At 73.5% G+C, this 19,302-nt stretch carries 21 protein-coding genes; 10 read left to right on the top strand and 11 right to left on the bottom strand.

Going from position 1 to position 19,302, the window contains the following annotated elements; translation table 11 throughout:
• Positions 1-386 precede the first annotated feature (386 nt).
• On the bottom strand, positions 387-1,328 hold the full coding sequence (locus IEZ10_RS29440; protein WP_189249780.1) for an HpcH/HpaI aldolase/citrate lyase family protein: 942 nt from the start codon (positions 1,326-1,328) through the stop codon (positions 387-389).
• Positions 1,329-1,489: 161 nt separating this feature from the next.
• Between IEZ10_RS29440 and IEZ10_RS29435 the strand changes: the two genes are divergently transcribed.
• Complete coding sequence (locus IEZ10_RS29435; RefSeq protein WP_189249779.1) at positions 1,490-2,059, top strand: biotin transporter BioY; 570 nt, start codon at positions 1,490-1,492, stop codon at positions 2,057-2,059.
• 37 nt (positions 2,060-2,096) lie between these two features.
• On the top strand, positions 2,097-2,462 hold the full coding sequence (locus IEZ10_RS29430; RefSeq protein WP_189249778.1) for a hypothetical protein: 366 nt from the start codon (positions 2,097-2,099) through the stop codon (positions 2,460-2,462).
• Positions 2,463-2,553: 91 nt separating this feature from the next.
• Here the strand turns inward: IEZ10_RS29430 and IEZ10_RS29425 are convergent, their stop codons facing one another.
• On the bottom strand, positions 2,554-3,498 hold the full coding sequence (locus IEZ10_RS29425) for an EamA family transporter (protein WP_189249777.1): 945 nt from the start codon (positions 3,496-3,498) through the stop codon (positions 2,554-2,556).
• Between the two features lie 131 nt (positions 3,499-3,629).
• Between IEZ10_RS29425 and IEZ10_RS29420 the strand changes: the two genes are divergently transcribed.
• Positions 3,630-4,877 carry a magnesium transporter MgtE N-terminal domain-containing protein gene (locus IEZ10_RS29420; protein ID WP_229811764.1) on the top strand — a complete coding sequence of 416 codons (1,248 nt, stop codon included), beginning with the start codon at positions 3,630-3,632 and terminating at the stop codon, positions 4,875-4,877.
• On the top strand, positions 4,870-5,331 hold the full coding sequence (locus IEZ10_RS29415; RefSeq protein ID WP_189249775.1) for a DUF1003 domain-containing protein: 462 nt from the start codon (positions 4,870-4,872) through the stop codon (positions 5,329-5,331). Before IEZ10_RS29420 ends, IEZ10_RS29415 begins: the two co-directional genes overlap by 8 nt.
• A gap of 56 nt (positions 5,332-5,387) precedes the next feature.
• Here IEZ10_RS29415 and IEZ10_RS29410 read toward each other — a convergent pair whose 3' ends face one another.
• Positions 5,388-5,891, bottom strand: a complete 504-nt coding sequence (locus tag IEZ10_RS29410) for a MarR family winged helix-turn-helix transcriptional regulator (RefSeq protein WP_229811763.1) — start codon at positions 5,889-5,891, stop codon at positions 5,388-5,390.
• Between the two features lie 269 nt (positions 5,892-6,160).
• Here IEZ10_RS29410 and IEZ10_RS29405 point away from each other — a divergent pair, with 269 nt between their 5' ends.
• Positions 6,161-7,303: an Mrp/NBP35 family ATP-binding protein gene (locus IEZ10_RS29405; RefSeq protein WP_189249774.1), complete on the top strand. Its 1,143-nt coding sequence runs from the start codon at positions 6,161-6,163 to the stop codon at positions 7,301-7,303.
• A 133-nt stretch (positions 7,304-7,436) separates the two neighbouring features.
• On the opposite strand, the gene IEZ10_RS29400 is transcribed toward IEZ10_RS29405, so the two are convergent.
• The 4 genes from IEZ10_RS29400 to sigE all read right to left on the bottom strand — a co-directional run bounded on the left by IEZ10_RS29400 (position 7,437) and on the right by sigE (position 11,285).
• Positions 7,437-7,811: a sec-independent translocase gene (locus IEZ10_RS29400; protein ID WP_179825308.1), complete on the bottom strand. Its 375-nt coding sequence runs from the start codon at positions 7,809-7,811 to the stop codon at positions 7,437-7,439.
• A gap of 105 nt (positions 7,812-7,916) precedes the next feature.
• Complete coding sequence (locus IEZ10_RS29395) at positions 7,917-9,617, bottom strand: S1C family serine protease (protein WP_189249773.1); 1,701 nt, start codon at positions 9,615-9,617, stop codon at positions 7,917-7,919.
• 455 nt (positions 9,618-10,072) lie between these two features.
• Positions 10,073-10,600: an anti-sigma factor family protein gene (locus IEZ10_RS29390; protein ID WP_189249772.1), complete on the bottom strand. Its 528-nt coding sequence runs from the start codon at positions 10,598-10,600 to the stop codon at positions 10,073-10,075.
• 52 nt (positions 10,601-10,652) lie between these two features.
• Positions 10,653-11,285: an RNA polymerase sigma factor SigE gene (sigE, locus tag IEZ10_RS29385; RefSeq protein WP_179825311.1), complete on the bottom strand. Its 633-nt coding sequence runs from the start codon at positions 11,283-11,285 to the stop codon at positions 10,653-10,655.
• Positions 11,286-11,477: 192 nt separating this feature from the next.
• On the opposite strand from sigE, the gene IEZ10_RS29380 reads away from it, so the two are divergent.
• Positions 11,478-12,128, top strand: coding sequence for an O-methyltransferase (locus IEZ10_RS29380; RefSeq protein ID WP_189249771.1), 651 nt, complete (start codon positions 11,478-11,480; stop codon positions 12,126-12,128).
• 84 nt (positions 12,129-12,212) lie between these two features.
• Here IEZ10_RS29380 and IEZ10_RS29375 read toward each other — a convergent pair whose 3' ends face one another.
• Together IEZ10_RS29375 and IEZ10_RS29370 are read right to left on the bottom strand one after the other, a co-directional pair.
• On the bottom strand, positions 12,213-13,697 hold the full coding sequence (locus IEZ10_RS29375; protein ID WP_189249770.1) for a leucyl aminopeptidase family protein: 1,485 nt from the start codon (positions 13,695-13,697) through the stop codon (positions 12,213-12,215).
• A gap of 189 nt (positions 13,698-13,886) precedes the next feature.
• Positions 13,887-14,054, bottom strand: a complete 168-nt coding sequence (locus tag IEZ10_RS29370; protein ID WP_189249769.1) for a DUF3117 domain-containing protein — start codon at positions 14,052-14,054, stop codon at positions 13,887-13,889.
• 190 nt (positions 14,055-14,244) lie between these two features.
• Between IEZ10_RS29370 and IEZ10_RS29365 the strand changes: the two genes are divergently transcribed.
• The 3 genes from IEZ10_RS29365 to IEZ10_RS29355 all read left to right on the top strand — a co-directional run bounded on the left by IEZ10_RS29365 (position 14,245) and on the right by IEZ10_RS29355 (position 17,384).
• Positions 14,245-15,057 carry a PaaX family transcriptional regulator gene (locus tag IEZ10_RS29365; RefSeq protein ID WP_189249768.1) on the top strand — a complete coding sequence of 271 codons (813 nt, stop codon included), beginning with the start codon at positions 14,245-14,247 and terminating at the stop codon, positions 15,055-15,057.
• A 5-nt stretch (positions 15,058-15,062) separates the two neighbouring features.
• Positions 15,063-15,845: an enoyl-CoA hydratase-related protein gene (locus IEZ10_RS29360; protein WP_189249826.1), complete on the top strand. Its 783-nt coding sequence runs from the start codon at positions 15,063-15,065 to the stop codon at positions 15,843-15,845.
• Between the two features lie 90 nt (positions 15,846-15,935).
• Complete coding sequence (locus IEZ10_RS29355) at positions 15,936-17,384, top strand: MFS transporter (RefSeq protein WP_229811762.1); 1,449 nt, start codon at positions 15,936-15,938, stop codon at positions 17,382-17,384.
• A 210-nt stretch (positions 17,385-17,594) separates the two neighbouring features.
• Here IEZ10_RS29355 and IEZ10_RS29350 read toward each other — a convergent pair whose 3' ends face one another.
• Together IEZ10_RS29350 and IEZ10_RS29345 are read right to left on the bottom strand one after the other, a co-directional pair.
• Positions 17,595-18,143 (bottom strand): DNA-3-methyladenine glycosylase I, encoded by a 549-nt coding sequence (locus IEZ10_RS29350; protein ID WP_189249767.1) that lies wholly within the window; start codon positions 18,141-18,143, stop codon positions 17,595-17,597.
• Positions 18,140-18,955 (bottom strand): hypothetical protein, encoded by an 816-nt coding sequence (locus tag IEZ10_RS29345; protein WP_189249766.1) that lies wholly within the window; start codon positions 18,953-18,955, stop codon positions 18,140-18,142. The genes IEZ10_RS29350 and IEZ10_RS29345 overlap by 4 nt, the downstream gene beginning before the upstream one ends.
• Before the next feature lie 42 nt (positions 18,956-18,997).
• Between IEZ10_RS29345 and IEZ10_RS29340 the strand changes: the two genes are divergently transcribed.
• Positions 18,998-19,300 carry a hypothetical protein gene (locus IEZ10_RS29340; protein ID WP_189249765.1) on the top strand — a complete coding sequence of 101 codons (303 nt, stop codon included), beginning with the start codon at positions 18,998-19,000 and terminating at the stop codon, positions 19,298-19,300.
• Positions 19,301-19,302: the final 2 nt, after the last annotated feature.

The following is a 19,302-nucleotide window of genomic DNA, read 5'->3' as shown; positions in this document are numbered from 1 at the left end:
AGGAAGCCCGTCTCGGCCCGGGATCGCCCTCCCGGACCGTTCCAGCCGTCCCCGTGGCACCCCGCCGCGATCACCAGCCGGGCGGCGAAACCCACGGGACCCTACTCCTACCCCGTTCCGCCGAAACGATCACCTCCGCCGGGCGGGCGGCCGGGGCCGGAACCGTACACAGTCCAGAGCAGCACGCCGGAGCCGCGCTGGCGAGACCTCTCTAGTCAGATTTACGCGTGACCCGCCGGAAACGTCATCTTTTAGGGCCATATTTCCGGAATCTCGGCGGACCGAAACACCGTCCACCCACCCGCCACGACCCGCGCACCCCTCCGGCCCGGCCGCCCGGCCCTCGCGCTCCGGCCGACCCTCGCGCTCCGGCCGGCCCGCCCGGATCAAGCGGACGGCGGGGTGAAGGACTCGGTGCGGACCAGCCCGGCGGCCCGCCCCTTGGCCGCGACCACCAGCGCCATCTTCCGGGACGCCTCGTCGATCATCTCGTCCCCGAGCATGACCGCGCCGCGCCGCTCGACCGTCGTGTAGTACTCGTAGGCGTCGAGGATCAGCTCGGCCCGGTCGTAGTCCTCCTGGGACGGCGAGAACACCTCGTTGGCCGCCTCGACCTGCGTCGGGTGCAGCACCCACTTGCCGTCGAAGCCGAGCGCCGCCGACCGGGCCGCCACCCGGCGGTAGCCGTCCAGGTCCCTGATCGCGAGGTACGGGCCGTCGATGGCCTGCAGGCCGTGCGTGCGGGCCGCCATGAGGATGCGCATCAGGATGTAGTGGTAGGCGTCGCCCTCGGTGTAGCCGGCGGGCTGCTCTCCGACGACCATGGTCCGCATGTTGATCGAGGCCATGAAGTCGGCCGGGCCGAAGACCAGCGTCTCCAGGCGCGGGGAGGCGCCGCCGATGGCGTCCACGTTGACCAGGCCCCGGGCGCTCTCGATCTGCGCCTCGATGCCGATCCGGCCGACCGGCAGGCCGTTCGCCTTCTCGATCTGGGTGAGCAGGACGTCCAGCCAGGCCACCTGGGAGGCGTCCTCCACCTTCGGCAGCATCAGGCAGTCGAGGAACTCGCCCGCCCCCTCCACGACCTCGATGACGTCCCGGTAGGTCCACCGGGTGCCCAGGTCGTTGACCCGCACGACCCGCGTCCTGCCCGACCAGTCGCCCTCGCGCAGGGCCGCCACGACGTTCCGGCGCGCCTCCTCCTTGGCCAGCGGCGCGACGGAGTCCTCCAGGTCGAGGAAGACCTCGTCGGCGGGGAGGCCCTGGGCCTTCTCCAGGAAGCGCGGGTTGCTGCCGGGGACCGCGAGACACGAACGTCGGGAGCGCATGGCGACACCGTAACGGGCCGCCGCCGCCCCGGAGCGCCGGACCCCGGGCTATGGCGGTCATACAAAGTCTCACCCTCGTTCTTGGTGGTGCCCCTGTACACCCCGCGCCGGCGATGTCCGAATAATGAGGAACCAAGCTTCAGCAAAGGGAGACGAGAACGATGGCAAACGCTTCTCCGGCGGTCCGGCCCGCCGTACTGTCCGACCTCATCCCCGGGTCCCGGGTGCGGGATGTCGCGCTCGTCGCCGGCGGAGCGGTCCTGACCGGGCTCGCCGCGCAGCTCACCGTCCCCATGTGGCCCGTCCCGGTCACCGGCCAGACCTTCGCGGTCATGCTCGTCGGCGCGGCGCTCGGCATGAACCGCGCGGCGCTCAGCATGATCCTCTACACCGTGGTCGGCGTCGCGGGCGTGCCGTGGTTCCAGGGTGGCACCTCGGGCTTCGGCGGGGCCACGTTCGGCTACGTCGTCGGCTTCATCGCCGCCGCCGCCCTCGTCGGCAAGCTCGCCGAGCGCGGCGGCGACCGCACCGCCGCCCGCACGGTCGGCACGATGGTCCTCGGCAACCTGGTGATCTACGCGTTCGGCCTGCCGGTCCTGATGGCCGTCACCGGGCTGGGCCTGGGCCCCGCGCTCGCCGCCGGCGTGATCCCCTTCCTGCTCGGCGACGCCGCCAAGATCGCGATCGCGGCCGGCATGCTCCCGGCCGCCTGGCGGCTCTCCCGCCGCTGATCCGGCCGCGGGACGCGCGGGGCCGTACATTCGCCGCATGGGTGTTATCGAAGAGGGCGCCAAGAAGTCGGGGATCCTGTGGCTCTCACTGGACCGGCCCCGGCTCGCCTGGCACGTCTGGCACGACGGCGCGATCTACGTGGTGACCGGCGGCGGTGAGCAGGACCTGCCCGGCCTGACCGAGGCCGGGCAGGTCCGGGTGACCCTGCGCAGCAAGGACAACGGCGCCAGGCTGGTCTCCTTCGACGCGGACGTCGAGGTGGTGGACCAGGAGCGGGCCCCGGAGGCGGTGGCCGCGCTGGCGAAGGAGCGGCTCAACGCCGCCGACGGCGCGGGGCTGACGGCCCGCTGGGCCGCGGGTTCCCGGGTGGTACGGCTGACGCCCCGCGAACCCGCTCCCTGAGCGGAGACCGGCACCGGCTCGACGGTGCGGCCGACGCCCCGTGAGGCGGCCTCCCGGCCCTCCGCCGGCCCCGCCGGGCCGGTCCGCCCGGTCACCCCGCGCGGGCCGGCTCCGGGGCCTCCACCGCCGCCTGGGGCAGGTCCCCGGTGGCCCGCTGGGCCAGGTAGGCGCCGGTCAGGACGACGAGGCCGCCGGCGATCTGGAAGAACCCGAGCGCCTCGCCCGCCAGCACCCAGGCGACCACCGCGCCGATGATGACCTCCAGCGTGGCGACCGTGGCGCCGACCGCGGCCGACAGCCGCCGGATCGCGATGACGCCCAGGACGTAGGCGGCGACCGTGGCGATCACGATCAGCCAGAGCGTCGCGGCCCACACCGGCAGCGCGAGGCCGCCGCCGGCGTCGGCGGTCCGGGTGAACGCCCGCCACGGGATGTCCCACGGCCGGGAGAGCGGGACGAGCGCCACGGCCGCGCCGAACAGTCCCCAGCCGATCAGGCCGAGGGGGTCGATGTCGTCGCCGAAGCCGTCGCTGAGCAGGAAGTACCCGGCGCAGCAGGCCGCCGCCGCGAAGGCGAGCAGCAGGCCCAGCGGGTCGAGGGCCAGGCCCGCCCACACCTCGACCACGACGGCGAGCCCGACGGCCGCGACCACGGCGCCCAGGTAGGCGGCGCGCGGCAGCCGTACCCGCCGGACGAACCGCACCCAGAGCACCACCAGCACCGGCGAGGTGTACTCGATCAGCAGGGTGACGCCCACCGGCAGGCGGGTGATCGCCGCGAAGTACAGTGCCTGCACCCCCGCCACCGCGACCACGGCGTACACCACGAAGAACGGCAGCCGCGAGCGCGGGATGCGCAGCGCCCCCGGCCGGACCAGGGCGAGGACGCCGAGGAGCAGCAGGGCGGACCCCGCCATCCGCACCCAGACCGACTCCATCGGGGACAGGCCGCCGTCCGCGAGGTACTTGGCCATGGTGCCGGAGAAGGCGAAGGAGCAGGACGACGCGACCGCGATCGACAGGGCGGCACGCCTCATAGTCAGCCTCCGTGTAACTACCGTTTCAAGGTTTTGATGCTGTCACGGCGCTCCGGTCCGCGGCAAGGGGCCGTCCGAAATGTGAGCGTCGTTTGAACCGGCCCATCCGAAGCGCGACCTACGCTTCACATGTGAAGATCTTCATCGCGCGCCTGGCCGGGGTCGCGGTCTTCGACCCGGCCGGGGACCGCGTCGGGCGGGTGCGGGACGTGGTCGTGTCCATCTCCGGCACGGCCCCGCCGCGCGTGCACGGACTGGTCGTCGAGGTCCAGGCGCACAGGAGGGTCTTCCTGCCCATCACCAGGGTGCGGGGGTTCGAGGCCGGCGCGGTCGTCTTCAGCGGCCAGATCAACGTGCGGCGGTTCGAGCAGCGGGCCTCGGAGTCCCTGGCCATCGGCGAGATGCTCGACCTGGAGGTGGAGGTCGGCGGGGAGCGGATGACGGTCCTGGACCTCGCCATGGAGGAGACCGGCCGCGCCGAGTGGTCGATCACGAAGGTGGCGGTGGTCCGCGGCGGCCCGCCCCGGGGACTGCGGCGGCGGAGGCGCGGCCCGACCAGGATCGTGGACTGGTCCGAGGTCAGGGGACTCGGCGCGGTGCAGCGCGACCAGGGCGCGGCCAACCTGCTGGTCGCCTTCGAGACGATGCGCGCCGCCGACCTGGCCGGCGCCCTGCACGACCTCCCCGACAAGCGCCGGATCGAGGTGGCCTCGGCCCTCGACGACGTACGGCTCGCCGACGTCCTGGAGGAGCTGCCGGAGCGCGACCGGATCGGCATCATGAGCCGCCTCAAGCCCGCCCGCGCCGCCGACGTGCTGGAGGAGATGGACCCCGACGATGCCGCCGACCTGCTGCAGGAGCTGCCGCCCGAGGACGCCGACGCGCTCATGGCGTTGATGGAGCCGGACGAGGCGGCCTCCGTACGGCGGCTGCTGGTCTATCCCGAGGACACCGCGGGCGGCATGATGACGAGCGAGCCGGTGGTGCTCCCGCCGACCGCGACGGTCGCCGAGGCCCTGGCCCACATCCGGCAGCGGGAGATCACCCCGACCGTGGCCGCGCAGGTGTACGTCGCCCGCCCGCCCATCGAGACGCCCACCGGGCGCTACCTCGGCCTGGCCCACTTCCAGCGACTGCTGCGCGAGCCCCCGTCGGCCCTGCTCGGCGCGGTCATGGACACCTCCATCGACCCGATCAAGCCCGGCTACACGCTGCGCCAGGTGACCCTCTACCTCGCCACCTACAACCTGATGGCGGTGCCGGTGGTGGACGAGGCGGGCCGCCTCGTCGGCGCCGTCACCGTGGACGACGTCCTGGACCACATGCTCCCCGACGACTGGCGCGAACAGTACCGCGAGCCCGGCGGCGAGCATGACTGACCGGCTCGACCTGCCCCGGGAGACGGGGCCGCGGCTGCGCCCGCAGTACGACCCCGAGACGTTCGGGCGGATGGCCGAGCGGTTCGCCCGGTTCCTCGGCACCGCCCGGTTCCTCGTGTACATGACCGTCTTCGTGACGGTGTGGCTCGGGTGGAACGTCCTGGGGCCGCGCGGCTGGCGCTTCGACCCCTACCCGTTCATCTTCCTGACCCTGATGCTGTCGCTCCAGGCCTCCTACGCCGCGCCGCTGATCCTGCTCGCGCAGAACCGGCAGGACGACCGGGACCGCATCCAGAACGAGCTCGACCGCGCCGCCGCCGAGCGCAACCAGGCGGAGGTGGAGTATCTCACCCGGGAGATCGCCGGCCTGCGCCTGGCGCTGGGCGAGGTGGCCACCCGCGACTACATCCGCTCGGAGTTCCAGCGGCTGCAGGACGAGCTGCAGGAGTCCTGACGCGGGACGCCCGGCGCGGGCCGGTCCGGCACGGCCGTGTCACCCGCCCGGCCGCGTCACCCCTCGCCGGACGGCGGCCCGGCGAGTCTGGCGAGCACGGCCGCGCACCGGCTCAGCTCGTCGGCGCCGAGCGCGCCCAGCAGGTGGGCGTGGACCCCGCGCAGGTAGGTGGGGGTGGCCTCGGCCAGCCGTACGGCGCCGTCGTCGGTGAGGACCGCGAACAGGCCCCGGGCGTCGTCGGGGCACGCCTCCCGCTCGACCAGGCCGTCTCGCTGGAGGCGGTCGACGAGCCGGGTCAGGCCGCTGCGCGACAGCAGCACCCGGTCGGCCAGGTCGTTCATCCGCAGCCGCCGGTCCGGCGACTCCGCCAGCCGGGTCAGCACGTCGTAGGAGGCCAGGGCCAGGTCGTGCCCGAGCAGCAGCTCGGCCTCCAGCGCCCGCGTGATGCGCGCCTGCGCCCTCTGGAGCATGCGCCAGAGCTCCGGTCCCCCGGGGCCCCCGGAGCCCTCGGACCCACCGGGGCCGGTGGCCTCTCTTGGCTCGCCCGCCGTCACGGTCACGGGGTAACCTTAGAACGTTGCACATGCATCTACATAGGGGATCTCCCGAATTCGGCGCTCACCGCCGGATCCCGGAATTCCCCGTGACGACCCCGGGTTCATACCATGGGCCGTGACCTCTTCTCCGCTCCCCCCGGGGAGCGGCTCCTCGCCCAGCCGCTGGGCGTCGCGACGCACGGGCACCCGCCCGCACGACCCGCCCGGACGATCATAGACAAGGAGGGACGGCACCCCGTCGCCCCAGGGTGACGGTCGTTGCCGACACTTCGATGGCACCTACCCCGGAACTGGTGACGGCCGCCCTCGCGACCGTCAACGATCCTGAGATCCGTCGGCCGATCACCGAACTCGACATGGTCAAAAGCGTCGACATCTCCCCCGCCGGGGTGGTGCGTGTCGGGATCTTCCTCACGGTGTCGGGCTGTCCCCTGAAGGACACCATCACCCGCGACGTCACCGCCGCGGTCTCCCGGATCGACGGCGTGACCGGCGTCCAGGTGGAGATGGACGTCATGAGCCCCGAGCAGCGCAAGGCCCTGCAGACCAAGCTGCGCGGCGCCCGGGGCCCGGAGAAGGAGATCCCCTTCGCCAAGCCCGGCTCGCTGACCCGCGTGTTCGCGGTCGCCTCGGGCAAGGGCGGTGTCGGCAAGTCCTCCGTCACCGTCAACCTCGCCGCCGCCATGGCCGCGAGCGGCCTCAAGGTGGGCGTCGTGGACGCCGACATCTACGGCCACAGCGTGCCGCGCATGCTCGGCGTCTCCGAGCGGCCCACCAAGGTCGAAGACATGATCATGCCGCCGGTGGCGCACGACATGAAGGTCATCTCGGTCGGCATGTTCAAGCCCGAGGGCAACACCCCGGTCGTGTGGCGCGGCCCGATGCTCGACCGGGCGCTGCACCAGTTCCTGGCCGACGTCTACTGGGGCGACCTCGACGTGCTGCTGATGGACCTGCCCCCGGGCACCGGTGACATCGCCATCTCGGTGGCGCAGCGGATGCCGTCGGCGGAGATCCTCGTGGTCACCACCCCGCAGCAGGCCGCCGCCGAGGTGGCCGAGCGCGCCGGGTCCATCGCCGTGCAGACGCACCAGCAGATCGCCGGCGTCATCGAGAACATGTCGTGGCTGCCCTGCCCGCACTGCGACGAGCGGATCTCGGTGTTCGGCGAGGGCGGCGGCCAGACCGTCGCCGACGCGCTCACCCGCACCCTCGGCGCGCGCGTGCCGCTGCTCGGCCAGGTGCCGATCGACATGCGGCTGCGTGAGGGCGGCGACGCGGGCAAGCCGCTGGTGCTCAGCGACCCCGACGCCCCGGCCGCCGCCGAGCTGATCCGCATCGCGAACGGCCTGGGCAAGCGGGCCGGCAGCCTCAGGGGCATGCAGCTCGGCATCTCCCCGACCCGGGGCCGCTGACGCGGCAGCCGGATCCCGGGACGGCGGAGGACCGGAACGGCGAAAAGGCCCGGACGATGAGAAAGAGGAGGCGCCCCCTTCGGCGGGGGCGCCTCCTCTTTCTCGTCGTCCCGGGCCGACGGCCCTCCCCGGGTCAGGTCGCCTCGGAGTCGTACGGCGGGATCTCGCCGTATCCCAGCTCGCCGCCCGCCTGGGCGGCGTAGGAGCCGGCGGGGGCCGGCGTGGCCGTGGCGGTGGCCGCCGCGGAGGCGCCGTTCCAGTCGTCCTCCAGCTCGCCGGTGAGGTGCTTGCGGACGAAGTTCTTCGGGTTCAGGTCGGCCGGGTCGAAGTCGGCGAACTCCGGCCCCAGCCCGGTCCGGAGGTCCTGCTTGGCGGTGTTGGCCATCTGCCGCAGGTTGCGCAGCGTGCGGCCCGCCTGGGCGGCCGCCTGCGGCAGCTTCTCCGGGCCGAAGACGAGCAGACCGATGACCACGAGCGCCACGATCTCAGGCCAGCCGAGTCCGAACACTGTGATCTCCTAACGGGGCAACGCCGGGCGGCTCCCGGGGCACACACCCCGGGAGCTTCCAGACTAATGTCCCCGCACCTGAGCCCGCACCCGTCCGTCGCCGCCTCAGGAGGGGCTGGGCGAGGGCTGGGCGGTCGCGGTGCCGATGGTCACGACGGCCGTCTTCTCCCGGCCACCGCGCTGATACTTGACCGTCACCTTCTCGCCGGGCGCCTTGTTGCGGATCACCGCGATCAGCTCGCTGCCGTCCTGGAGCACCGTGCCGTCGACCTCCATGATGATGTCGCCGGGCTTGAGGCCCGCCTTGTCGGCGGGGCCGTTCGGCTCGACCGGCTGGGCGCCGCGCTCGGCCTCGCTCGCGATCCGGACCCCCGCGCCCTGGTAGGTCTGGTCGATGGTGACGCCGATCCGCGACTTCTTGGCGACGCCGGTGCTGATCAGCTCCTCGGCGACCCGGCGCGCGTGGTTCACCGGGATGGCGAAGCCGAGGCCGATGCTGCCGCTCTGGCCGCCGAGCGACCTGCCGAGCGTGGCGATCGCCGAGTTGACCCCGATGACCTCGCCGTTGGCGTTGACCAGCGGGCCGCCGGAGTTGCCGGGGTTGATGGCGGCGTCGGTCTGGATCGCGCTGAACCAGGTGGTGTCGGAGCTGTTCTCCTCGCCCGCCTGCACGGTGCGGTTGAGCGAGCTGACGATGCCGGAGGTGACGGTGCCGGTCAGGCCGAGCGGGGAGCCGATGGCCACGACCGGGTCTCCGACGACCACGTTCTCGGAGTTGCCGAGCGTGGCCTGGGGGGCGCCGAAGGTGTCGTCGGGCTTGACCACGGCGAGGTCGGACTCGGGGTCGCGGCCGACGATCCGGGCCGGGGTGGACTTGCGGTTGCTGAACTGGATCTGGATCTCACCGCCGTTCGCGGCCCCGGCGACCACGTGGTTGTTGGTCACCACGTAGCCCCCCTTGATCAGGAAGCCCGAGCCGGTGTTCGCCCCGGAGCCGCCGCTGACCGCCAGCGAGACCACGCTGGGCAGGACCCGGGCGGCCACGCCCGCGATCGAGTCCGGCGGCCGGGCCGAGGAGCCGTTCGGCGGCTTGCCGAGGCTGAAGGACGGGTCGGTGCCGGAGGCCGCGGACCGGGTGAGGAGGTAGGTGCCGAGGCTGCCCAGCGTCGAGGCGAGCAGCGCGATCACCACGGCCAGGATGACAAGGGTGCCGGTGCGCGGCCCGCGCCTGCCGCCGGGGACCGCGCCGCCCATCGGAGGGCCGGGGGGCGGGGCCCAGCCGGGGCCCATGCCGAACGCGTGCTCCGGCGGAGGAGGCGGGCCGGCCGGGGTGGTGAAGATCGCCGTGTCCTGGTGGGCCCTGCCCGACGGGTCGCCCCAGCCGCCGGCGGGGCCGGGCCCCTGGCCGGGGTTCCGGTTCGGGTCCTGGCCGGGATGGTGAGCCGGGTCCTGGCCGGGGTTGTGAGCCGGGTCATGGCCGCCCTCCCCGGGCCGGGCCGCCCACTCGCCGGTCTCCGGCCACCCGGGCCGCTCGGCGGGCCCGGGGTGCTCGCCGGGGTTCCGCTGCCCGTGCGGGTCCGGCCCGCCGTACTGACCCGACTGCCCGGCCTGACCAGGCTGACCGGGGTCTCCCAGCCGGTTCCAGCCGTCGCCGCGCGGCGGCTCGCCGCCGGACGGCGGCGCCTCTCCGGCGGGCAGGAAGTCCGGACGAGAGGGTTCGGGGGCGGCCCCCCTGTCGTCGGCGAAGCCCGACGGCGTGCGCCCCTCGGCGTCGTTCGCCTCGTGGGGGCGGGTCTCGTCGGTCATCGAATATTCACCACTCCTTGCCTCGCACGAGGCCGCTCACCGGAACGATCCGGCAATCCTCCCCTGAGCGGCATACGAGAGATGTAAAACGTGCCTTCCCGAAGGGATCGGAACAGAAGGGTGAACGGCTCGCGCCTTCCCCCGAGTGGTGCGGCGGCCCGGTCCGGGCCCGTGCGGCGGCGCCACCGCTGCGGTGTCGGCCATGCCGGCCGGAACGCCCGCGCAGACGGTGTAGACATGACCTCCACTCGCCCAGATCGTCTCCTGCTCGGCTGAGTCCCGGATCCAGATCGTATGCCCGTTGCGCCGCCCGGCATGCCAGCCATGGAACTTTTCCCATCAAATCCGGCAAAGGGGATTGAATTCGGCGTGGTCCCGGAACACGGCGACGCGCCGCCCGGTGGACCTGGCGGCGCGTCGTCACGGGCGCGGACCGGAGCCGGTCCGCGCGGAGATCAGGGAACGGTGGGCGACGGGGTCGGCGTCGCCGTACCCGAGGGCGCGACCTGCCGGTGGTGGTTGGCGAACATGTCGGCCGGCGGCACGTGCGTGGCCGGGGTCGAGCCGTTCACGGCGAACATCGTGCCGATCGCCACCGCGGCGGAGGCGACGCCCACCGCGACGTAGCCGAACCTCCTGGACCGTCGGGCGCCCGGGGCGCGGCCTCGCGGCCGGTTGTCCGGCGGGGCCACGCTGTGCATGCTCGGGATCGGCGCGCCGCCGAAGGTCCGCCCGGACGGGAAGGGCCGCTCGCGCGGCGGCAACGGGCCGCCGGGCTCGGCCATCCTCAGCAGCGACATCGACAGGTCGGCGGGCACGGCCGGACCGTCCAGGGACCGCAACCGGGTCTTGAGCGCCCGCACGGCGTCGACCTCGGCCCGGCAGGTGGCGCAGAAGGCGAGGTGCGACAGGGCGCGGTCGCGCTCGTGGTGGTTCAGCTCACCGTCGACCAGCGCCGAAACGCGTTCTCCAAGATGACTCATGCGCACTCCTTGCCAAGCGGCCCGCGGTGATGTCCGTCACGACTGAGACCGGTCATGCGAACTCCTCCCCGCGGGTGATGGTCGGGGGAAGCTGGTCGCCCCTGGGCGCGCGGTGCTCCAGCGCGTCACGCAGTTGCGCCCGCCCGCGGTGGATGCGGCTGCGGACGGTGCCGAGCTTCACCCCCAGCGTCGCGGCGATCTCCTCGTAGGACAGCCCCTCGATGTCACAGAGAACGACGGCCGCGCGGAACTCCGGCGCGAGCGCGTCGAGTGCCGCCTGGATGTCGGGCTCCAGGTGGGTGTCGTCGTACGCCTGCGCCGGCGACGGCTCACGCCCGCGCAGCCGCTCGGCGGCGTCGTCGGCGAGACCCTCGAACCTGATGCGCTGCCTGCGGCGCGCCATGTCGAGGAACAGGTTGGTGGTGATGCGGTGCAGCCAGCCCTCGAAAGTGCCGGGCGTGTAGTTCGACAGGGACCGGAAGACCCGGACGAAGACCTCCTGGGTGAGGTCCTCCGCGTCGTGGACGTTGCCGGTCAGCCGGTACGCCAGCCGGTAGACGCGGGCGGAATGAGTGCGGACCACCTCCTCCCAGGTGGGAGGTGTCCATTCGGACACGGGAGCGTCTGCCTGGTGGTTGGGATCCTCCACCGGCACTCCTCTCTCCGGGACCACCGCTATCGCCATAGTGCCTGGTTTCGCCCCCTCATGTGCACTGCCAGTCCTGAGGACCGGCAAAGGCCGCTTAAACCGTGCAACGCACCGCGGGCGACATGAGTTCCCGATCCGGCCCGGCTCCCTTAGGCTGCGACCCAGTGCCTATATGGACTATGGGCCCCACTGCCTGACTGTGTACGGAGAAAGCGGGAGGAGAGGCCGATGGCAGAGTCGCCGACAAGTCCGTTGGAGGCCACTCTGGCCTATGCCGACGGGTTCCACACGGAGGACGAGATTCTGCGCACCGCGCGGCAGCGCGGCGCGGAGGTGGGAGCACCTCCGATCCCGCCCGGAGGCGGCGCGGCCCTCTGCTTCCTGGCCACGGCCATCAACGCCCGAGCCGTCGTGGAGATCGGCACCGGCTGCGGGGCGTCCGGCCTGTGGCTGCTGCGCGGCATGCGCCAGGACGGCACGCTGACCAGCGTGGACGTGGAGCCGGAGCACCAGCGGCTGGCGCGGGAGGTCTTCGCCCAGGCGGGCTTCTCCGGCGGCCGCGTCCGGCTGATCACCGGCCGGGCGCTCGACGTGCTGCCCCGCCTGTCGGACGGCGGCTACGACCTGGTCTTCTGCGACGGCTCCCGGCAGGAGTACGTCGACTACCTGGCCGAGGCGGTGCGCCTGCTGCGCCGCGGGGGCATCGTGGTGTTCGGCGACGCCCTCCCGCGCCACCGGATCGCCGACCCGGCGCACCGCGACCCGGACGCCGTCGCCATGCGGGAGCTGGGCAAGCTCGTGCAGTCCGACGAACGGCTGCGCCCGCTGATGATCCCTCTCGGCGAGGGCGTCCTGGCCGCGGTCAAGCTCGACGACTAGGCCCCGCTCCGCGGGTCCCCGCCACGGCCGGGACCCGTAGGACGGGTCCCGGGTTCCGCGGGTCCCCGCGGAACCCGGCCCGGCTCACCGGCCGGTCAGCCACGCGAGGAGCAGGCGCACGCCGTACCCGGTGGCGCCCTTGGCGAAGACGCCCTCGTCGGCGGTGCTGCGCCCGACGCCGGCGATGTCCAGGTGCGCCCAGGGGCGCTTGCCGGTGAACTCGCGCAGGAACAGCGCCGCGGTGATGGAGCCCGCGCCGTAGGTGGACCCGGCCTCGACGTTGGCCAGGTCGGCCACGGACGACTTCAGGGCCGGCGCGTAGTCGTCGATCAGCGGCATCCGCCACAGCCGCTCGCCGGAGGTCTCGCCCGCCGCGGCCAGGCCGGCGGCCAGGGTGTCGTCGGAGGCGAAGAGCGCCCCCAGCCCCTTGCCGAGGGCGATGCCGATGGCTCCGGTCAGCGTGGCGATGTCCACCATGACGTCGGGGTCGAGCTCGGCGTCGGCGTAGGCCAGCGCGTCGGCCATCACCAGACGCCCCTCGGCGTCGGTGTTGAGGACCTCGACGGTCCGCCCGCCGTACTGGGTGATCACGTCGGAGGGGCGCTGGGCCGAGCCGGAGAAGGAGTTCTCGGCCGCGGCGATCAACCCGGTGACACGGACCCGCGCGCCGAGGGCGGCCAGCGCGCCCAGCACCGCGATGACGACGGCGCCGCCGGCCATGTCGGTCTTCATGAACTTCATGCCCTCGGTGGGCTTGAGCGACAGGCCGCCGCTGTCGTAGGTGATGCCCTTGCCGACCAGCACCACGTGCTCGGTGGCGCCCTCCGGCTCGTACGACAGCTGGATCAGGCGCGGCGGGTTGGGCGAACCCTGGCCGACCGCGAGGATGCCGCCGAACCCCTCGGCGCGCAGCGCCTCGGCGTCCCACACCTTCGCGGCGACCCCCTGCTCCAGGGCGCGCTCGGCGAGCCAGGCGGGGGACTTCACCGACGCCGGGGTGTTGGCGAGGTCCCTGGCGAGCGCCACCGCCCGGGCGACCGTCTCGCCCCGTTCCACGGCGGCCTCGGCCCCCTCGCCGACGAACTCGATCCGCTCCACCGGTCCGGGCTTCTGCGGCTCGCCCATGCGGAAGGTGTAGGTCGCCAGCAGCGCGCCCTCCACGAACGCCTCGACCGGACCCTCGGGCAGCACGGCCCGCAGCCCGTCGCGGCCCCTGCCGCGCCGGGCCACGGCCGCGCCCGCCTTGCGCAGCGCGTCGGCCGAGCCGTCGCCGACGCCGTACAGCAGCACCCGGCCGACGGAGTCGCCGTCGGCGACGGACACCTCGACGATCTCCCCGGCCTCGCCCTTGGCCCGGTGGTGGGCCAGCAGCGCGGCCACCGGCACCGGCAGCGCGACCCCGGCCGCGGCCTCCTGGAGGGCGAGGTCCGGGCCGAACGGCACGGCCAGCAGCCCGGCGTCCCCGGCGACCCGCTCACCCCCCTCGGCGGACGCGCCGGCCGGTCCGGCGTCGGGCAGGCCGAGGCCCGCCGGCGGCCGGGGGACGAGGGAACACGGGGAGATGGGCATGGAAAGCACTCCAGTCAGTCAGCCGGGGACAACACCACGGCCCCGGCGCGAGCCGCCTCTTCGGGCGGTCCGGCGGCCAGGGCCGTGGTCATGCGTTCATCGGTCGCGGTCGCGCGGGTCGTGGCGGGCGTCATGCTCCCCTGGGGAGCGCTCAGGAGGACCCGGTGGCACCGCCGTTTCGGATCGGGATCAGCCGACGACCTTCTTCAGTTCCTCACCGAGGGAAGCAGCCTCGTCCGCCGAGAGTTCGACGACGAGCCGGCCGCCGCCTTCGAGGGGAACACGCATGACGATCCCCCTGCCTTCCTTGACGACCTCCAGCGGACCATCGCCGGTCCTCGGCTTCATAGCCGCCATGCGTGTATCCCTTCCTGCTTCGGGCTCCGGATCTCCGTCAGACCCGAGGGTGGCCGACGCATTCACGTCTTCTGTGATGTCCTATTATCCCGCCTCCGCGCTCGGAATGGTAACGATCAGCCTCCCCTTCGACTCATCCGGCAATCGGCACCGTTGTCCGTGACCCCGTCCGGCGACCAGACTTGTCCCCGTGAACGCCCGCGCCGCACTGTTCGATCTGTACGGGGACCATCTGCGCTCCCGGGGCGACCGCGCGTCCGTGGCGGCCCTCGTCCGGCTGCTCGCACCCTTGGACATCGCCGGTCCCGCCGTCCGCACCGCCGTCTCCCGGATGGTCCGGCAGGGCTGGCTCTCCCCCGCCAGACTGCCCCAGGGGCCCGGCTACGAGGCCACCGCCAAGTGCGTGCGCCGCCTCGACGAGACGGCCATGAGAATTTACCGAGTTGAGACGATCACGTGGAACGGCCGGTGGCACATCCTCGTGGTGGAACCGGTGCGCGAGCGGCCCCGGCGGGAGCGGCTCCGGGCCGACCTCGCCTTCATCGGGTACGCCCCCCTGACGGAGAGCACCTGGATCGGGCCCCGCCCCTCCCCCGAGCTGGACGGGGTCCTCGCCGCCGAGGGCGCGCGGGCCGACCGGTTCGAGGCGGCGCTGGACGGCGACCCCGCGGCGCTGGCCGCCCGTGCCTGGGACCTGGACGGCGTCGGGGCGGCCTACGAGGAGTGGCTGTCCCGGGCCGTCGACCTCGTCGGCGGGCTGCCCGCGGACGCCTCCGGCGACCGGGTGTTCGCCACCCGCAGCAGGCTCGTGCACGGCTGGCGCAACTTCCTGTTCCGCGACCCCGGGCTGCCCGCCGCCCTGCTGCCGCCCGGCTGGCCCGGGGAGAAGGCGCGGGCCTACTTCGAGCGGGAGGCCGCCCGGCTCCTGCCGGCCGCCGCCGCGTTCGTCGACCGCCATCTCACCCTCACCGAACCGCAGGAAGCCAAGGAGCCAGCTTCGTGAACGACGTGAACGACGTCCTCTACGCCGTCGGCGACGGCGTCGCCGCCATCACCTTCAACCGGCCGGAGGCGATGAACTCGCTGACCCTGCGGGCCAAGGCCGCCCTGCTGGACGCGCTGACCCGGGCCGCGCAGGACCCCGCCGTGCGGGCGGTGCTGCTGACGGGCGCGGGCCGGGCGTTCTGCGCGGGCCAGGACCTGGCCGAGCACGCGGCCTCCCTGGACGCGGGCCAGGGGCTGAACGACACCGTGCGGGCCCACTACAACCCGATCGTCCGGACGATCACCGAGATGAACAAGCCGGTCGTCGCCGCGGTGAACGGTGTCGCCGCCGGGGCGGGCGCCTCCCTGGCCTTCGCCTGCGACCTGCGGATCGCCTCCGAGAAGGCGAGGTTCGCCATGGCCTTCACCGGAATCGGCCTGGCCCCCGACTCCGGCGCCTCGTGGACCCTGCAGCGCCTGGTCGGCCCGGCCCGCGCGGCCGAGCTCCTGCTGCTCGGCGAACCGCTCGACGCGGCCCGCGCGCTGGAGCTGGGGGTCGTCTCCAGGGTCGTCCCGGCCGCCGAGCTGGACGCCGCCGCCCGGGAGCTGGCCGTACGGCTGGCGCAGGGCCCGACGAGCGCCTACGGGGCCACGAAGCGGGCCCTGGCGTTCGCCGCGGGCGCCTCCCTGCCGGACGCCCTGGACCAGGAGGCCGTCCTCCAGGACGAGTGCGCGAGGACCGACGACCACGTCAACGCCACCCGCGCCTTCCTCAGGAAGGAGCGGCCCGTCTTCGAGGGCCGCTAGGCGAGAACAGATCAGGTCCATTAGGGATAGTCCACAACAAAACAATCTGTTAGCGTCTCTCCTGTTGCCCCACGGAACAGGAGACGACCCGTGTCGTTCGCATCCCCTCGCAGACCCCTGGCCCTCGGCGTGCTGTCCGCCGCGGGACTGATGACGATCCTGGACGGCAGCATCGTGACGGTCGCGATGCCCGCCATCCAGCGGGACCTGGGCTTCTCGCCCGCCGGCCTCAGCTGGATCGTCAACGCCTACCTCGTCGCGTTCGGCGGGCTCCTCCTGCTGGCGGGGCGGCTGGGCGACCTGGTCGGCCGCAAGAAGATGTTCCTGGCCGGGAACGCGGTGTTCACCGCGGCCTCCGTGCTGGCGGGGGTCGCGGACGGCCAGGGCCTGCTCATCGCGGCACGGTTCGGCCAGGGCGTCGGCAGCGCGATGGCCTCGTCCGTCGTGCTCGGCATCCTGGTGACGCTGTTCACCGAGGAGCGGGAACGCGGGAAGGCGATCGCGGTCTTCGCGTTCACCGGCGCGGTGGGCGCCTCGCTCGGGCAGGTGCTGGGCGGAGTGCTCACCGACCTGCTCGACTGGCACTGGATCTTCCTGATCAACCTGCCGATCGGGCTGCTCACCATCGCCCTGGCGATCCCGGCGCTGCCGCGTGACCGCGGGCTCGGCCTCTCCGCCGGGGCGGACGTCGCGGGCGCCGCGCTGGTCACCTCGGGACTGATGCTCGGGATCTACACGGTGGTCAAGGTCGAGGAGCACGGCTGGCTCTCAGCCCCCACGCTCGGCCTCGGCGCCGTCTCGCTCGCCCTGCTCGCCGGGTTCGTCGTCCGCCAGGCCACCGCGGGAACCCCGCTCATGCCGCTGCGCGTCCTGCGCTCGCGCAACGTCGCGGGGGGCAACCTCGTCCAGATGCTCGCGCTGTCGGCGATGTTCGCCTTCCAGATCCTCGTCGCGTTCTACATGCAGCGGGTCCTCGGGTACGGCGCCCTCGAAACCGGCCTGGCGATGCTCCCCGCCGCGGTGTCCATCGGCGCCGTCTCCCTCTTCGTCTCCGCGCGGCTCAGCGCACGGTTCGGCGCGCGCGCCGTCCTGCTGGGCGGCCTGCTCATGCTGCTGGCCGCCATGCTGTGGCTGGCCCGCGTCCCGGTGAACGCGGGCTACGCGATCGACCTGCTGCCGGTGATGGTGCTGATCGCGGGCGGCGGACTGGTCCTCCCGGCGCTGACCACGCTCGGCATGTCCGGTGCGCGCGAGGACGACGCGGGCCTGGCCTCCGGCCTCTTCAACACCACCCAGCAGATCGGCATGGCCCTCGGCGTCGCGGTCCTGTCCACGCTGGCCGCGTCCCGCACGGAGGAGCTGCTCGGGAACGGCGAGAGCCGGGCCGCCGCGCTCACCGGCGGTTACCACCTGGCCTTCGCAACCTCCGCCGGCCTGCTCGTGGCGGCCGTCCTGGTGACGCTCGCCGTACTGCGCCGGACCGGGGACACGCGGGCCGTGACGGCGGAGCACGACGGCGAGGTCTCCCTCGTCGCCTGACCGCCGCGCCCGGCCACCGGAACCGCCCGACCACGGAGCGGACGAGACCGCGTTCCTCGAACAGATGGTGAAGGACCGGCGCGTGGTGATCAGGCTCCGGGTGTCCCGTCTGTATGGAACGGCCCTGGACGCGCGGAACTGATCCGTGCCGAGCCGGGTCCGGGAGGGCTCACCGGGGCGGCACGGCCCGGCGGCGGGCGGGACCGGAGGTCAGCGGCAGGCGTCGCGGACCCAGCAGTCGGCCAGGTGGTCGTTGACCAGGCCGATGGCCTGCATGAGCGCGTAGGCGGTGGTGGGGCCGACGAAGCGGAACCCGCGCGCCCTGAGCTCCTTGGCGAGCGCCTTCGAACCGGGAGTCTGGGCGGGCACGTCGGCCAGGGTCTTCGGGACCGGGGTTCCGGGGTCGGCGTACCGCCAGACCAGCTCGGACAGGCCCACGTCGAGCGCGACCCGGGCGTTGGCGACGGCGGCCTCGATCTTGGCGCGGTTGCGGACGATGCCGGCGTCGCCCATCAGGCGCTCGACGTCGGCCGGGCCGAACGCCGCCACGGCGGGGATGGAGAACCCGGCGAAGGCCGCCCGGAAGTTCTCCCGCTTGCGCAGGATCGTGATCCACGACAGGCCGGACTGGAACGCCTCCAGGGTCAGCCGCTCGAACACCGGATCGTCGCCCTCGACCCTGCGGCCCCACTCGTCGTCGTGGTAGGCGATGTACTCGGGGGCCGAACCGGCCCAGCCGCAGCGCACCGGCTCGGTCATCGCGCCTCCCGCACTTCCCGGTCGCCGCGGTCGTTCCGGTCGCCGCGGTCGCTCCTGTCATCCTGGCCGGGCCGGTCGTCCTCGCCCGCCCCGTCGGCCCCGTCGGCCCGGTCGTGCTCGCCGGTCCGGCCGTCCCGGTCGTCGCCGCCCGCCTGACCGTCCCGGTCGTCCCGGTCTTCCCGATCGCTTCGGTCACCGTGGGCGGGGCGGCCGCCGGGCTCCGGGGCCGCGCCGGTCCCACCGGTCTCGCCGCCCTCGCCGTCCGCGGCGGCCTCCTCCGGGCCGTCCTCGGCCTCCGGGCCGTCCTCAGCCAGGAGGGCGGGCCGGGCACCGCTCCCGGTCACCCGGTCGCCGTACGGCACGGCGGGGACGTCCGGGGGACCGCCGGGGGCCGCCAGCTCCTCCGGATGGGTCTCCAGCAGCTCCGTGGCGCCCCACGGCGCCTCGGGCTCGTGCTCGGTGCGCGGACCGCTCAGCGGCCCGGCGTAGGCCTCCTGGCGGGCCTTGAGCCGGCCGGCCAGCAGCTCCGACACCCGCTGCTCCAGCACCGCGATCCGGGTGTCGCGCTCGCTCAGCGCGGCGGCGACCCGGTTCAGCGCCTCGTCCACGCTCTCGGTGTGGTAGCCGACGAGGCTCACCGGCAGGTGCAGCGCCATGAGATCGACCGCGCCGAGCTGCCCTGCCTCGGGCAGGCCGAGCGGCGGGACGTCCGGGGTGAACTCCCCCAGTTCGTCACCCCGTCCCGTGGCGACCGCCCAGACACCGGCGAGTATGGCGATGGCGGCGAGCGCGAGCGCGAGTACGACCAGCACATACGAATCGTGCCACAACTCCCCTGATCTAAGGTTGGGGTCATGGCAGCTCTTGTGGTGATCGGCCCCGGAGATCCGGATGATCCCGGCTGGGTGGAGGCCCGTTCCGTCGCCGAGATCGCCGGGCTGGCCCGCGCCGGGCACACCGTGGTCGTGACCCCCGCGGCCCTGGTCGGAGACGCCGCCGAGGATGCCGCGGAGCTGGCCGTGGCCGCGGTCTGCGTCTGGGCCGGGGCGCGGGTCCTGCGCACGACCCGCCCCGGCCCGGTACGGCAGGCCGCCGAGATGGCCGACGCCCTCGCCGGGCGGCGCCCGCCCGCGCTGACCCGCCGCGGCCTGGCCTGAGG

The sequence above is a fragment of the Streptosporangium pseudovulgare genome, assembly GCF_014648055.1.
GTDB classification, from domain to species: domain Bacteria; phylum Actinomycetota; class Actinomycetes; order Streptosporangiales; family Streptosporangiaceae; genus Streptosporangium; species Streptosporangium pseudovulgare.
This window is presented reverse-complemented; position numbering and strand designations above follow the sequence as displayed.